This window comes from Dictyobacter sp. Z7_2, from assembly GCF_057551105.1.
This window is the reverse complement of sequence record NZ_BAAJPE010000002.1, coordinates 1721476-1736540: the sequence shown is the minus strand read 5'-3', so window position 1 is coordinate 1736540 and position 15065 is coordinate 1721476. Positions and strand designations below refer to the sequence as shown.

12 protein-coding genes are annotated in these 15065 nt (G+C 50.2%); 7 read left to right on the top strand and 5 right to left on the bottom strand.

The features are described 5' to 3' along the window. Positions 1 to 107: 107 nt before the first annotated feature. The 4 genes from AC27N8_RS20735 to AC27N8_RS20720 all read left to right on the top strand — a co-directional run bounded on the left by AC27N8_RS20735 (position 108) and on the right by AC27N8_RS20720 (position 5821). Complete coding sequence (locus AC27N8_RS20735; RefSeq protein ID WP_487069309.1) at positions 108 to 1172, top strand: MerR family transcriptional regulator; 1065 nt, start codon at positions 108 to 110, stop codon at positions 1170 to 1172. Between the two features lie 186 nt (positions 1173 to 1358). Further along, positions 1359 to 2228: a hypothetical protein gene (locus tag AC27N8_RS20730; protein WP_487069308.1), complete on the top strand. Its 870-nt coding sequence runs from the start codon at positions 1359 to 1361 to the stop codon at positions 2226 to 2228. Positions 2229 to 2372: 144 nt separating this feature from the next. Then, positions 2373 to 4451, top strand: a complete 2079-nt coding sequence (locus AC27N8_RS20725; RefSeq protein ID WP_487069307.1) for a protein kinase domain-containing protein — start codon at positions 2373 to 2375, stop codon at positions 4449 to 4451. Positions 4452 to 4675: 224 nt separating this feature from the next. Next, a complete protein-coding gene (locus tag AC27N8_RS20720; RefSeq protein WP_487069306.1) occupies positions 4676 to 5821 on the top strand; it encodes an acyl-CoA dehydrogenase family protein in 1146 nt (381 codons plus the stop codon). On the opposite strand, the gene AC27N8_RS20715 is transcribed toward AC27N8_RS20720, so the two are convergent. Continuing rightward, entirely contained in the window at positions 5818 to 6963 is a 1146-nt protein-coding gene (locus AC27N8_RS20715; RefSeq protein ID WP_487069305.1) for an MGDG synthase family glycosyltransferase, read from the bottom strand. The genes AC27N8_RS20720 and AC27N8_RS20715 overlap by 4 nt on opposite strands. Before the next feature lie 345 nt (positions 6964 to 7308). Between AC27N8_RS20715 and AC27N8_RS20710 the strand changes: the two genes are divergently transcribed. Continuing rightward, the gene (locus tag AC27N8_RS20710; protein ID WP_487069304.1) at positions 7309 to 8490 is read left to right on the top strand and encodes an alpha/beta fold hydrolase; all 1182 of its coding nucleotides are present in this window, start codon (positions 7309 to 7311) and stop codon (positions 8488 to 8490) included. 31 nt (positions 8491 to 8521) lie between these two features. On the opposite strand, the gene AC27N8_RS20705 is transcribed toward AC27N8_RS20710, so the two are convergent. Then, a complete protein-coding gene (locus AC27N8_RS20705; protein WP_487069303.1) occupies positions 8522 to 9043 on the bottom strand; it encodes a hypothetical protein in 522 nt (173 codons plus the stop codon). A 187-nt stretch (positions 9044 to 9230) separates the two neighbouring features. Between AC27N8_RS20705 and yabN the strand changes: the two genes are divergently transcribed. Beyond that, positions 9231 to 10748, top strand: coding sequence for a bifunctional methyltransferase/pyrophosphohydrolase YabN (yabN, locus tag AC27N8_RS20700; protein ID WP_487069302.1), 1518 nt, complete (start codon positions 9231 to 9233; stop codon positions 10746 to 10748). 73 nt (positions 10749 to 10821) lie between these two features. Here the strand turns inward: yabN and AC27N8_RS20695 are convergent, their stop codons facing one another. Then, positions 10822 to 12000 carry a citrate/2-methylcitrate synthase gene (locus AC27N8_RS20695; RefSeq protein ID WP_487069301.1) on the bottom strand — a complete coding sequence of 393 codons (1179 nt, stop codon included), beginning with the start codon at positions 11998 to 12000 and terminating at the stop codon, positions 10822 to 10824. A 284-nt stretch (positions 12001 to 12284) separates the two neighbouring features. Here AC27N8_RS20695 and AC27N8_RS20690 point away from each other — a divergent pair, with 284 nt between their 5' ends. Further along, positions 12285 to 12545 (top strand): helix-turn-helix domain-containing protein, encoded by a 261-nt coding sequence (locus tag AC27N8_RS20690; RefSeq protein WP_487069300.1) that lies wholly within the window; start codon positions 12285 to 12287, stop codon positions 12543 to 12545. Between the two features lie 41 nt (positions 12546 to 12586). On the opposite strand, the gene AC27N8_RS20685 is transcribed toward AC27N8_RS20690, so the two are convergent. Beyond that, complete coding sequence (locus tag AC27N8_RS20685) at positions 12587 to 13999, bottom strand: DUF58 domain-containing protein (RefSeq protein ID WP_487069299.1); 1413 nt, start codon at positions 13997 to 13999, stop codon at positions 12587 to 12589. Beyond that, positions 13996 to 14955, bottom strand: a complete 960-nt coding sequence (locus AC27N8_RS20680; RefSeq protein ID WP_487069298.1) for an AAA family ATPase — start codon at positions 14953 to 14955, stop codon at positions 13996 to 13998. Before AC27N8_RS20680 ends, AC27N8_RS20685 begins: the two co-directional genes overlap by 4 nt. Between the last annotated feature and the right edge of the window lie 110 nt (positions 14956 to 15065).

The window sequence follows — 15065 nt, the reverse complement described above, 5'->3', positions numbered from 1 at the left end:
ACGGTATGGATGTGATATGTTATCTTATAGTACAGATGAAAATCTGAGGATTACATCCACTGAAGCGCTTGTTTTTCTCACTCTTGTCCTGATCGCTGGAGAGATGTATGTCTACTTATGATAGATCGATGACGTTGCCTGATCTCAAGCAGTATTCGGATCAGCCCACATTTAATACCAAAGCTGTCGTGTTGCAAACTGGTGTACCGGCTCCAACTTTGCGAGCCTGGGAACGTCGTTATGCTGTGCTGATACCTGAACGAGCCAATAATACCTACCGTTTATACTCAGAGCGTCACGTGGCATTGATCCACTGGCTCAAAGAGCGCGTGGATAGTGGTATCTCGATCAGTCAGGCCGTGGCATTATTTCGTCATCTAGAAGAGCATGGAGCGTATGACGAGCAAGGATCATATCCTGTTGCAGAGACCGCTGATGTCTATTTCGACATCCCAGCAGCGGAATCATCTTATAGTCATATGCCGGCCGGGAATACGTATCCGATGGGTTATACCTTACATCTTATGCAGGAGCAGTTGATCGGGGCTTTCCAGGATCTGGATGAGCAGGCTGCACAGGTTTTGATGGGGGCTGTATTTTCTTTGTATTCGGTTGAGCAGGTATGCTGTGAGTTGATTACCCCTACGTTGTGGGAGGTGGGACGTTTATGGGAGATTGGCGAATTGACACCAGCCGTGGAGCATTTTGCCAGCAATTTTTTTCGGGCTACGTTGACTAACCTTTTGCATGCAACGCGTTTCCCTGCTACTGGGCCGCGTATCGTTGCCTGTTGTGCTCCAGGCGAGCTACATGAATTAGCAATTTTAATGATCTCACTTTTTTTGCGCCGCAATGGGATGCGAATTTTTTATCTGGGGCAGAGTGTAGAATCGACTTCTCTGATACATACCATTCGGCAGCTTTCGCCAGCGGCCATCTGTGTCTCGCTGACTCATATTGATCATGCGCCAGCCTTAGAGCATCTTGCGCAGTTGATACACACCTTGCCTGAAGAGAAACCGCTTTTATTTTGTGGTGGGCAAGCTTTTTGCGATCTTCCCAGACTTACAACGCTTATTCCAGAGGGGATTTACCTTAATGGAGATTTACAGGAGATTACTTCACATATACAAGCACTTGTGCAAAAGCGTTTAGTAAAACAAAGTGTCTAGTCGTTGCATCTGCCACTGGACGCTGGAATGCGTTTCGGACCAAGCTGGCTTTGATCTATGATCCAAAGAGCTAAGATGTGTTTATCTGTGGTCTCTGATTGTGGGCAATCAGATTACCCGGGTGCCTGCGAAATAGATGTACGGTAATATATTTAGCGTGTGCCTGTATCCTATGGGAGAATTTGTGTGTTTGCAAACCTTAAATCCTCGACTCAGCTTCAGACCTTTCCCCGCTATGGCATCTTTGCTATCCTGTTATGTTTGTTATCCTGGATTGTTTCCTGGTCGCATCTCAGGCCGTTTGGCTTTTATACCTTTTTTGGGCTCTGGTTGAGCTTCATTTTTTTTGTGGATGCATGCGTGTTTTTTCGGCGTGGAACCTCGCTATTCCAGAGGATGCGTTGGCGTTTCAGTTTATTATTTGTATGTTCCTGCGTTTTCTGGTGGATATTTGAAGAGTTAAATGTGCCTGTACAGAACTGGCACTATGTGTTGGATCAATCATATAGTCCTCTGGCCTATTTTCTCCTCTCCAGTTTATGTTTCAGTACCGTCCTGCCAGCGGTTTTTGAGATCACAGAATTGCTTTCCTCCTTTCAACCCTTGCGGCCCCGCCTTTCTGCTCATGATCCAGGTCCTCGACTGGCCCTTCCGGTAGTGATTGGGTTGGAGTTGCTTGGCGTTGCCTGCCTGGTGCTTCCCTGGATTTTTCCACATTATTGCTTTCCTTTGATCTGGTTCAGTCTCCTCTTTTTACTGGATCCATGGAATAATTTTGTTGGGCGCAAGTCAGTATTTGCTCATCTTGTTGCCAGGGATTGGCGCTTTATTGTCTTGCCGCTCGGTGGCCTGATGTGTGGCTTCTTTTGGGAGATGTGGAATTATTTTGCGCTCCCAAAATGGTACTATACTGTTCCCTTTGTGGGATTCTGGAAAGTTTTTGAGATGCCCTTGCTTGGCTATTCAGGCTATCTCCCGTTTGCGCTTGAGCTGTTTGCACTCTATCAATTTGTGCTCTGGATTACGCGTCGGCAGAAAGATTTTCTGGTGATCTAGCGGGATAAGCGACTCATTTATGGAGCATAAATGGAATCCTGCTTGAGTCGCTTTGTACCATGGCTTGACAATACTCTTGCATTTGTACTACTGTACCCGTGTAACATTTTTTAGTACAAATGTTTTCTGTTAGTCAGGAAGTTCATGGCGCTGTCTTCTCCATTATTTTGTGATCATTGTGGTGGGGCTAATCGGACGCAAGCTCTCTTCTGTCGAGTTTGTGGCACATCTTTGCGCTTGGGAGATCCCTCGGATACCAGTATTACCAGCACAACGTTGACGGGACTTCTTACCTCTCAGGCGATGTTAAAGCAGCGCTATCTTATCCTGGGACAGGCCGGGCGTGGAGGTTTTGGGGCTGTCTATAAGGCCTCGGATCTTTCCTTCGGCAATCGTCTGGTTGCGATCAAGGAGATGAGTCAGAGCTCGCTCAGTGGGCAAGAGTTGATCGACGCGACAACCGCTTTTAAAAATGAAGCTCTCCTGCTAGCTGGATTAACTCATCCCAATTTGCCGCGCATCTATGAGCAGTTTATGGAACTGGGACGCTCGTATCTGGTGATGGATTTTATCGATGGGGAAACTTTAGAGGATCGCTTGCAGCGTCTGGGTACTGGAAAGTTGCCGATCGAGAAAGTCATGGATATCGTCTTGCAGCTCTGCTCGGTGCTTGAATATCTGCACTCGCGCCAGCCAGCCATCATCTTCCGAGATCTCAAGCCGGCCAATGTCATGATCACCTCGCAGAGCCATGTCTATCTGATTGATTTTGGCATTGCGCGCCTGTTTACGCCCGGTCAGGAAAAGGATACGACCGCGCTGGGATCATATGGCTACGCGCCTCCCGAACAATATGGGAAATCGCAGACCACCACGCGGGCCGATATCTATAGCCTGGGAGCTACACTGCATCAATTGCTGACTGGGGAAGATCCCTCGGAGACGCCCTTTCAATTTTCGCCCATCAACCTGTACGATGAGCGGTTGGCGGACCTGGCTCCGCTGGTCATGAGCATGGTGAACGTTGACGTTTCCCAGCGACCAAGCCATGTCTCGATTGTGCGTCAGGAACTGCAACGCATCACGATGCAATATACGATGGGACAGACGCTACCACGTCTTGCCATAAATACCATCTCGCAGCCATTAACCTCATCAACGCTGGCCGCGTTGCCACAGAATCCTAACCTTTCCTCTGTGCAGCTACCTGTGCCGATGCCAGTCGGTAACAAAGCAGCCAATAAACGTCCAACGGTAAAACGGACCGGTCCACCTGTGATCTATCCACAGGCGAACATGCTCTATGTCTGTATGGGACACTCCAGTCGTATCACATCCATTTCCTGGTCTCCTGATGGGAAATATCTGGCATCGGCAAGCTACGACAAGACGGTCCAGATCTGGGATGCCCTGACCGGTAAACATTTGTACACCTATAAACAGCATCAGGGACGTGTCAACAGTGTCTGCTGGTCTCCTGATAGTCATTTGCTGGCATCTGCCAGTTCCGATGGTCAGGTATGCCTCTGGGAGCCTCTCAGTGGTCGCACTGACTATACCTTTAAACAGCATACTGGACCCGTAAACGTTGTTGCCTGGTCGCCTGACGGACAATCGATCGCCTCCGCTGGCGACGATAAAATTGTCTTAGTCTGGGAAGCCACGACGCCGGCACACGAGGTAAGCGTCACCTATCGAGAGCATACCGATCACCTTCACACATTGGTCTGGTCGCCCGATGGACGCTCGATAGCATCCGCCGGTAACGATCGGGTTGTGAAAGTCTGGGAGCCGGCGCGTCTGCAGCAGAAACGCTCTTTCCTGACTACCTTATTCTTCCCCACTACCGGACAAAAAAGTCTGGGAGGCCATGGAGGCCTGATTACATCGCTGGCCTGGTCTCCTAATGGGGAGCGTCTCGCCTCAGCCTGTAACGATCATCAGGTGCGTATCAGTGGCCTGCATGCTGGATACCTCTCGATGGCCCTGAAAATCGATAATTCGACCTTTAAAAATGCTCTGTCCTGGTCCCCCAATGGGCAGCATCTGGCGATAGCTGGCAACGATAAGCTTGTACGCTTATGGAGTATCGCCAAGCTAAAAGAAACATATATCTATCATGGTCATAGCGGCTACGTGATGAGCGTCTGTTGGTCTCCCAACGGTAGCCAATTGGCCTCAGCTGGCGTCGACCGTACTATCCAGGTCTGGCAGGCCCAGTAGCGTCGGACGCTTGCGTACGATATCCCACTCGACGTATGATCGGGCAGGCCAGCGCTGCGTGCCGAGATCAACTGTCTTGTACGAGTCACTGGGACATCGTACGCAAGCGTCCGACGCTACGAGGTCTTCGCTTCGCTGGGCCTTGTCTTGCATATTATTGCGGTATATGTTACCACTAATTGTGATATGTTTCCCTTTGTAAAAGATGAAGAAGGAGTATTGCGATGGACTTTCGTCTCAACGAAGAGCAAGTTGATGTGCGTGACATGGTGCGCCGTTTTACACAGCAGGAAATTATTCCTTACGCTGATGACTGGGATGAACAGAATCATTTTCCTCGCGAGACTTTTACTAAGATGGCGGCGCTTGGTTTGTTGGGGATGACTATCTCTGAAGACTATGGAGGGACGCCGCTTGATCGCCTGACGGGTGCACTGGTCTATGAGGAATTAGCTCGCGGTGATATGGCGACTGCTGTTGGCTTTGGTGTGCACAATATGGTTGCTCATACGCTGGGACGCTTTGGCAATGTCGAGCAACGTGAGCGGTGGCTGCCTCATCTGGCATCGGGAGAAATCCTGGGAGCCTTTTCGTTAAGTGAAGCCTCATCGGGCTCAGATGCGGCGAGTCTGCAATGTCAGGCGCAGAGGCAGGATGATTATTATGTGGTTGATGGCTCCAAGATGTGGGTGACTAACGGTGGCGAGGCTGATGTGTATCTCTTGATGGCCCGAAGCTCTGCCGGCACCAAGTCGGCTGGCATCTCCTGCATGATAGTTGAGAAAGGCACTGAGGGCTTCTCCTTTGGCAAGCGTGAGCGCAAGATGGGGCTCCATGCTTCCCCGACGCGAGAGCTGATCTTCTCTCACTGCGCGGTTCCAGTCGCGAATCGTCTGAGCGAGGAGGGACAGGGCTTTAAGATCGCGCTCTCTGCTCTCGATGGTGGGCGGGTCAATCTGGGTGCGATTGCGGTTGGAGTGGCTCAGGCTGCTTTTGATGTGGCTTGCTCGTATGCACGTGAGCGTGAGCAGTTCGGCCAGCCAATCGGCCTCTTTCAGGGGATACAATTTATGCTGGCCGATATGGCGATGAAAATTGAGGCGGCACGCTTGCTCGTGTATCAAGCGGCCTACAAGATGGACTGTGGCGAGCCTGCCAGCATGCATGCCTCGATGGCGAAGTGCTTTGCGACCGATATGGCGATGGAGGTGGCGACCAATGCGGTGCAGGTGCTTGGAGGCGCAGGCTATGTGCATGACTATCCTGTAGAGCGTTATATGCGCGACATCAAAGTAGCGCAGATCTTTGAAGGCACCAATCAGATCCAGCGTCTGGTGATTGCGCGTGCGCTCCTGGGCAATCTCCGCTAGCTATCGAGCATCGAAGAGACATGAGCGCTGATATGGCTCGTTGCCAGTGCTTTGACCCTTAATAAATCTTCCAGTATGGGCAGGATGAGAGCGGTCTGGGCTGTGTTCTCTTCCTGATATACTTTGACGCTGGCTTCCATATTTCGTAGCTCTGCGGGTTGCGCTACGATTTTTTGTAGTAACGCGATCTGCTCCTCAATCGTAAGGGCGACCCAGCCCAATTGATGCTGACGAATAAAATCCAGATTCGCTTCCTCTTGCCCGGGAATGTAGGTTGTGGCGATAAATGGCTTGCCCAGCGTCACAGCTTCAAAGAGCATATTGGGTCCAGCCTTGCCCATGATCACATCTGCTGCGGCCATATAGGTAGCGATATCTTTGGTGAACGGTAACGGCGTGACATTTTTTACGTGCTGAAAGCGTGTGTACAGTGTTCGATTGGTGCCCGTGGCTAAAATGATTTGGAGGTCGGGATCAATATTGAGTATGCTTTCGACTGTCCGTCCAAATTGAGCTGATCCCTCGCCACCACCTTGCAAAAAGAGTGTGAAGCGACCTGGAATCAGGCCCAGATTGCTGAGTGTCTCACGGCTACGGGCGGCCACCACGCGCCTGAACTGGGCTCGTACAGGCCAGCCGACGTGATGGAGACGCTGAGGTGCGAAGCCTGCATCCAGAGCTTGCTGATACGTTTCGCGTGTGGGGGCCAGTGTGGCAGAGGCACGTTTCTCGCTGAGCCAGGTCGCGTGGATGTTGCTGGGATCGGTAAAGAGCATGGCGAATGGGATGGAGGAACGTTGTTTTTCTAGGAGTTGCATCACTTCATAGGTTAAAAAAGGATAGGTTGTAATGATCATATCTGGCTGCAAGCGTGTGATGAGCTTACCGAGCGTCCTTGCGACCAGAGGTGTGAAGATGCGATGCGCAAAGAGGGCTTTCGCGCTTGTATTAATGCTACGGAATTCGCTGGACCAGAGCCAGAGTGCATAGCGACTGACCAGGCGATAATGCCAGTGAACGAAGCGTGCTTGAGGATCAACGATTTCAATGGTGGCTTTGTCCTGCAGGAGATCACGCAGCGCCTCTGCGAGGCTGATATGGCCTCCACCTGTCTTTGAGGTCAAAATTAAGATTGTTGGCATTATTCCATACTCTTTTCTCGCTAGAGTCGTTGGATCAGTAGGTGCACGTTGGTAATACTCTACTGGTATCTACAGCACATTTTATAGTGGACTATAGCATATTTCTTGCTGGCTGGCTATTGTCGCGCTATGAATGCTGAGTTTCCTCTAGCATGCGTAAACTCAATATGATAGAATGTCAGTGATGGTTATATAATCTTATTTACAAATACTCATCTGTGCGGATGCTAGAGTGCGATGTTTGAGCACATATATACGATATACTGTATATAGCGCTTTTGTTCGATCAACAAAGCGTTTGGACCGTGCCATTCTGGCACTTTCATGGAAGCGAAGAACAATCTTATGCTACGTTACCGACTTGAAGGAAGCGGACCACCTCTCCTCCTCATTCACGGTTGGGGCGTGACCTATGCGATCTGGCAGAGTCTGGCCCCGCTGCTCCTTCCGCATTTTCAGCTTATCATGATCGAATTACCTGGTCTGGGTGGCTCGCCCAATGTCTCACCTCACGAACCTTATTATCAAGTGTGTGCTGATGCCATCGAGGAAGTACGTCAGACGCTCAAGATTGAGCAGTGGTCAGTACTGGCTTATTCTTCTGGCACGCGTGCCGCCGAAGCCTACGTAAAAAAATATCCGCAATCGGTCAGCCATGCAATCTTTCTCTGTCCCACCTACATTCTCGAAATCTGGGCGCTCATTGTACGTCTGCTAGACGTGCCGCATCCTCAGATGCTTGAGAACTGGATCTTCTCTGACTGGCGTTTGCATAGTCTGGTGCGGGCGCTTGGTTTTAACTGGCAACGTAACAATTGGACGTCGATCTGGAAAAATGAAATTGAGTTGCAACCCATCGATGTTCTGGTGCGTTCGCTGTATGAAATGCCTGAACAGGGTCGTGCTCCCTTTTTTGTGCCGCCGCTACCGACACTTTTCATCTGGGGAGGCCGTGATGCAATTATTGAACGCCCTCGCCATCTAGGACCGCATGATGTTGTGATCCCCGCCAATCATAGTGCTCCCATGCTGGCAGCTTCCTCCGTCGCAGAGGTGGTGATACCATTTTTGCTTGAAGGGCGTATCGTCTCTATTTCTCCCAAGGAAGCGAAAGCGCGTCGGCTCTCGTTGCTGTTAAGCGAGCGTGAACAGGCACAAAGTTCCGCCAAGCGGATACGCGGATTGAGGCGTGCGCAGCGAGCTACGGAACGAAAACGCGGAATTTTATTTCTCCAACGTGAAGTTGGGAGCAAGCGTAAGGATATCTCTACGATGCCGGCTGCCGAGCGGAAGCGGGGTAGTGCGAACGCCTTTCCATCAGGTACAATGGCCCAGAAACATGAGGATACGCTTACTCAGCCAGTTACAAAGCAGGAGAATGAGCGTATCTTGAAGCCACGCGTCTTAAAGCGTAAGCCAGAAAGTGGTCGTCCCAATAAACCAAAGACGCGCCATAAGTTTACGCTACAAAAGCCGGCCAACCCGCAGCCTTCGAAACGCGCAATTAAAAAACAGGGGACTCGTTAGTAGTCCCCTGTTGTCGTGTTGGCCTGGTTCATTAATGTTGTGTCGCAGCCTGTAATTCTTGGGGAGGTTGCTGTATCGCAGCGGCGCGCAATTGTTCCAGTTGATTGTTCGAGACTTCCGTGCTAGTCTTAGGATCAAAGACAATGTCATCGCGTGAGCAATACTTGTAGCTTTTCCAGGTAGCCGTGGCTTTGTCCCAGGCTGGATAGAGGAGTGATGATTCGTCATCGCCACGAACGATGCGTTGAAATGCCATGTAAGAATTGACAAGTGCAGAGACGATGAAAATAAGTGTGACTACAGCGAGAACGAACTGAAGAATTGGGGGAACACCATTTTCCAGGCCGCCAATGAATGTGACTATCAGGAAGATACAAATTCCCACCAGGACGCCACTTATAACGATGGGTTTCATCATGGAGATATTGCGTGTGGGCATATCGGGTGGAGCACAGCGAGCAACACCTGTGCTATAAGCTGCTTGCATTGTCTTGACCTGATCTGTTTGGTGACAAACAGGGCAGGTAGGCTGTTGACTTTCAGCGGACGCCATCTAGAACCTCCTTATACTACTCATCAAAAATAATGAGCAATCATTGCATTTTTTTATCAAGAATAGCATAACACGCTACTCCATATTCGACAATGCTGGGATTTTTTCACGACCTCTGCTTTTATATGGATGCACTCAACCACTACATTATCCTGGTGAAGGTAATGTCAAGAGAGGATTATTTTTTATGACTGATTTGACTCATCCTGCGGTTACGATCGTTGGATTGGGGCCGGGTAGCATCAATGATGTGACCCTGGAAGCACATAGAATCTTTGTAGAAGCTGCTCAGAACGAACGAACCGTTTATTTTCGAACTACGATACATCCTACTGTTGAGCCATTAAAGCAAGATATACCTACACTACGTATTGAGTCCTTTGATAGACTCTATGATGAGTCCGATGATTGGAGCTCTCTCTATGGACAGATTGCGACTGAAGTCTGTAATCTGGCCGAGCAGCAACCGCTCATTTACGTGGTGCCGGGACATCCTCTGGTCGGAGAGACATCGGTGCAGCTTGTCTTGCAACAAGCGCGTGAGCGAGGGTTGTCAACGCGTATCGTGGCGGGACTCTCTTTCATCGAACCTGTGTGTAGCCTGCTGGAACTTGATCCCTTTGAGGTCGGTGCTCAAATCGTGGATGCCACCAATCTGGCGGCGCTCCAGGCCGATGAGATCGCCAGCCGAATTATTCCAACCACTCCTCTGCTGATTGTCCAGGTGTATAATCGTCGCCTGGCAAGCGAAGTCAAATTAGCGTTGGGAGAGTTTTATCCCGACGAATGGCCGGTCAAACTGGTACGTGCTGCTGGCGTAGGAGACGCGGAGGCGGTGATTGAGATGCCTCTCTATGAACTCGATCGTAATAACTTTGCTAATCATCTCAGCACGCTCTATGTGCCTCCTGTGGACGATCTGACCGCCTTACGCGCACCCGAAACTTTACGTACGATTACCAGACGTCTGCGCCGTGATCCCGATGGTTGTCCCTGGGACCGCAAACAGACCCATGATAGCCTGAAGCGCTACGTGATTGAGGAGACGTATGAGGTTGTGGAGGCGCTGGAAGAGCATAGTATGGAGAAGTTGTCCGAAGAACTGGGCGATCTGCTCTTACAGGTCTATCTACACGCAGAGATTGCGCGCCAGGCCGATGAGTTTACGCTGGGCGACGTCTATGAGCACATCAATGCCAAGCTTATTCGTCGTCATCCCCACATATTTGGTGACATCGAGGTCGAGAACGCGGGACAGGTGGTCCAGAATTGGGATCAGATTAAAAAGCAGGAGCGGGCCAGTGCTGGTGTCGATGTGCAACGTGAAAGTATTCTCGATCGTGTGCCTCAGGCCACACCGGCTTTGATGGTAGCGCAAGAGTATCAGAAACGTGTGGTGAAATCCGGCTTTGAGTTTACCTCTATCGATCAGGTCTATGCCAAGTTAGAGGAGGAGATCGCTGAGATTAAGCAGGCGTCGAATTCTGTTGAGCGGCTTGAGGAGGTTGGCGATGTCCTCTTTATCGTAGCAAAACTGGCTCGTTTTCTTGATATAGATGCTGAAGAGGCTCTGCGTCTGGCCAATCGGAAATTTCAGCGGCGCTTCCAGTATATGGAGGCTATCGCTCAGGAGGAAGAGCGTCCTCTGACAACGTATAGCGACGCCGAATGGATCTCCATGTGGAGACGCGCAAAAGAGCAATAGCTGTACAGACTACGGAGCGATGCTGGCCCAGGGGATAGCGTCGTTCCGTAGTTTGTTTGCTCGCGGACCATGCTTATTTGCGCTCTGCCAGTGGCACGAAAACTTCATTGAGTGGTCCGGTGTATTCTGCTTCTGGACGGATCAGTCGGTTGTTGCTGACCTGCTCCAGAATATGTGCGGTCCAGCCAGCGCAGCGGCTGATCGCAAAGGTTGGTGTAAAGAGGTCTCCACTCAATCCGACTGCATTCATCAGGGCCGCCGAGTAGTATTCTACGTTGGTATAGAGACGTCGGCCAGGCTTTAACTCATCGAGCAGGGCCTGCGCTGTCTCCTCGACATGATGTGCCAGCCCGAAGCCATCAGGATCTGCAACACGTGCCATCTCACGTAGCTCTTCGGCACGAGGATCAAATGTCTTATAGACGCGATGCCCAAAGCCCATCAAGCGACCACCCGTGGTGATGGTATTGCGCAGCCAGGGCTCTGTGTTCTCAATTGTCCCGATTGCATGGATCATTTCCTGGACTTTTGAGGGGGCGCCACCGTGTAACGGACCTTTTAATGCTCCCAGCCCCGCAACGAGCGCCGAGACGATATCTGATTCGGTGCTGGCAACGATGCGTGCCGTAAATGTGGAGGCGTTCATACCATGGTCCGCCAGGAGCACCAGATAGGAATTTAGCCCTTTGACATGTTCCTCTCTGGGGATTTCTCCTGTGAGTAGATAGAGGTAATTCGCAGCATGGCCCAGTTCTGGACGCGATTCCAGGGCTTCCTGTCCATGACGGAAGCGATTGAAGGCCGCGAGGAAAAGTGGGAAGCGGGCGGTGGCCGCTATGGCTTGATTGATGTCAGGTTTCCCAGAGATACTCAGGGCTCCCCAGGCTGAAACGGCGGTACGCAGGACATCCATCGGCTCCGTTTCGTTGGGGAGGTCGCGAATAATATTTAAAACGAGTTCGGGTATAGTACGTTCGGCTACAAAGCGTGCCTGAAGGTCAGACAGTTCCTGTGCATTTGGCAGGTGTCCAAACCAGAGCAGATGAGCAACTTCTTCGAAGGTAGAGGTACGTGCCAGGTCGTGAATGTTGTATCCACGATAGACGAGGCGACCCGCTGTACCATCCACTTTACTAATCGCAGTCGTTGCCGCGATGATTCCTTCCAATCCGCCCTTATTTGGCTTGGCGGCTGGACTCGATGCATCATCTTTTTGTGGTGTATTGCCTGTTTCTGGCATCGTCCTCGACATAATTTATCTGCTCCTTTGCTTTTTTCTGACTAATCCGATCGAAGTATTGTGATCTTTCTTAAGTTGTATCATCAAAGGCGATAAATGTCAATGAAACTTGATACTGATTGATTTATATTGATGTATATTGAGAAGGCTTGATTTTTTAGCCTAAAAATGCGATGATTAAAGGGGTAAAATAAGTTACTTGCAATCTGAAAAAAAATCTTGAAAAGATGTAGAAAGCTTTCTATTGCAGGAATCTAGCATTAAAAATGCGAACAAGTTGAAAGGAGGGCACAGACTTGATTGAATTAAATGGAGAAAGTTATCTCAATGGTCATGAAGCATCGAGTTTTCTTGGTGTGAAAGTATCGACTCTCTACGCATACGTTAGCCGTGGAATTCTCAGGAGTTATAAGCAAGGGATCAAACGTCAGAGGCTCTATAAACAGACTGAATTAGAGGCCCTCTTACTCTTACGCTCAAGCACAGACGAAGCACCTTCCGCGTCTATGCAGGCGACAGAGTTGCCCTATGCCAGAGATTGGATGTCCGACGTTTAATCCTGATAACCCTGACGTGCTTTGACTGCGTATGCAGATACTTAGAGTTGAAAACCTTCGCTGTGAGCATCAATTTCCTGCTCATCCGCGTCGATGTGACCATAGGTAGCCTGTAATGAATCCCAGGTCTTTTCGCCGCCCACATAATAGACGGTGATGCCAGAAATTCGTGTGGGTGGCGGATTGTCGCCGGTCAGGATCAGCGCTACTGCGTGTCCACTGCTGCGTATACGTACCAGTGTTTCTATCATCTTCTCATTGATCTGATGCGTAATTGCGATCACGGTAGATCCCATGGGGAGATGAGATTTCTCTATCTGTAATACATCTTCTAATGGGCTTCCCGCAAACGCCTGGATACGTGCCAGTGTCTCCATGATGCGTTGGCGCTGAGCCTCACTACTCGCAGGTGGGATACGTATGGTGCGCCGCCTGATCTGGCGCGCAATGGCGCTTTTGAGATCCTCTTGCTCAAAGCCCTCAACTGGATCGTCATCTGGAATACTCATCGGCGTATTGGCGTAGAGTCCGACCGCATATCCCTCATCGATTGCCCAGCTACAGATGGAGGCTGCCACGCAGATGCCGAGCTCCTGCAAGGCGGGATGAATGCCGTAGTAACTATCGAGTTGCAGGGCCGAATTAACAAAGAGCGCCAGCGTGTACGTCGTTGTGGATTCGTAGACCTTACTCTGTAGCTCAAGTGCCCGCGCCGAGGCTTTCCAGTTGATGCGGCGCATACTATCCCCATAGCTATAATCGCGCACACCAATGACACGCGAGGGATCTTCGATCAGCCTGCGTGCCGCACGATTATCCCCGAATGGGCGCTGTGTGGGCAGATGGAAGCTGCTGAGAGGTACCACCAGTGGATAGACCAGGACGTGTAATTCGGTGGGATCTCGCAGCTCGCGTGTGATGAAGCCAAAGATGTCACTACTGCGCAGTTTGACCGGTCCGAATGTAAAGATTCCTCGATTGAAACATTGGACTGTGTACGTACGGGTGACGCGCTCGTACCAGCGGAGGCTGAAAAGACCCTCGAGGGTCGCAAGATTGTTCACCCGTGTTTTGCGTATCGGTTGCCCCTTAATTGGCAATGCTCGTGGAATAGTATCATCAACCTGAAGCACCGGCAGCGGTAAAATCTTAGCGTTCTCGATAGAAATCTCTAGCGTAATCTCCTCACCAAAGCTGGCGCGTTTCTCGCTAAGTCGTCGATGATAATGAACCTCGTCCAAACAATAGGTGGCCCAGATATCTGTGATGATCAGACTTAATAATAGAATAGTGCCGCCAATGAACAACAACGGTAGGTGGGTAAACAGGCTGACGAGCAGTATGATTGCGCTTGAAATATAGAGCTGCTTGCTAACATGTTCACCAGCGGTAATCAATCGTCGGCGTGGGCTTTTTGCTTGAGGTCTGGTAACGATAGTGTTTGTGTTTTTCATTGTTCGACCGGTACGATTGTCTGCTTCAAAATATCAGCGATGACCTGTGACATATCATGTCCATGTAGTCGAGATTGGCTGGTAGCAATCATACGATGCGACAATATATGCGGTGCTAATTGCTTTACGTCGTCTGGGATGACGTGATTTCTGTTTTGAGTGGCGGCCAGAGCCTGCGAAGCACGGTAAAGGGCCAGCGTCCCACGTGGACTCACTCCTAATTCGATCTCGCTATGTTGACGAGTGGCATGCACCATATCGACGATATAGTTTTCAATCCCAGGGCTCACATGAACCGTACGGATAGCGCGTTGAAGTGTACCGAGTTTATTGGAGTCAATGACAGCTTTCAGTTCTTGCAGGGGCTGCTCTTCTTTGAAGCGCTGGAGAATCAAACGTTCCTCACTTTTGTCGGGATAGTTCAAGCGTAAGCGCATCAGAAAACGATCCATCTGAGCCTCGGGGAGAGGAAAGGTTCCTTCTAACTCGACAGGATTCTGGGTGGCAAGCACCATGAATGGTCGTGGTAGTGCCAGTGTTTCACGTTCGATACTGATCTGTCGTTCTTCCATCGCTTCCAGCAGTGCCGATTGTGTGCGCGGTGTCGCGCGATTGATCTCGTCCGCCAGGACAATCTGGGTGATGAGTGGGCCAGGATGAAATTCAAATTCTCCCCGCTTTTGATTGTAAAAAGTAATGCCTGTAATGTCCGATGGCATGAGGTCGGGCGTGAATTGGATGCGTTGGAAGGCACATCCCAATGAGCGTGCCAGCGTTTTGGCCAGCGTCGTTTTTCCAATGCCAGGTACATCTTCCAGTAAAACATGGCCTTCACAGAGTAGTGCTACGATCAGCAGCTGGATTGTCTCGTCTTTGCCGATGATGACGCGACCGATGTTCTCTTTGAGTACCTGTGCCGTTTGATAAATTTCACGAATAGCATCATTTTGTAGCATGATATATCCCTATAATAACGAAGCGCTGCATGCAGTGGAAAATTCTCTCATTTTCCTCAAGCTTCGGTCCATAAACACCCAGAACAAATTTTTGTCGTTACCTTGATCAT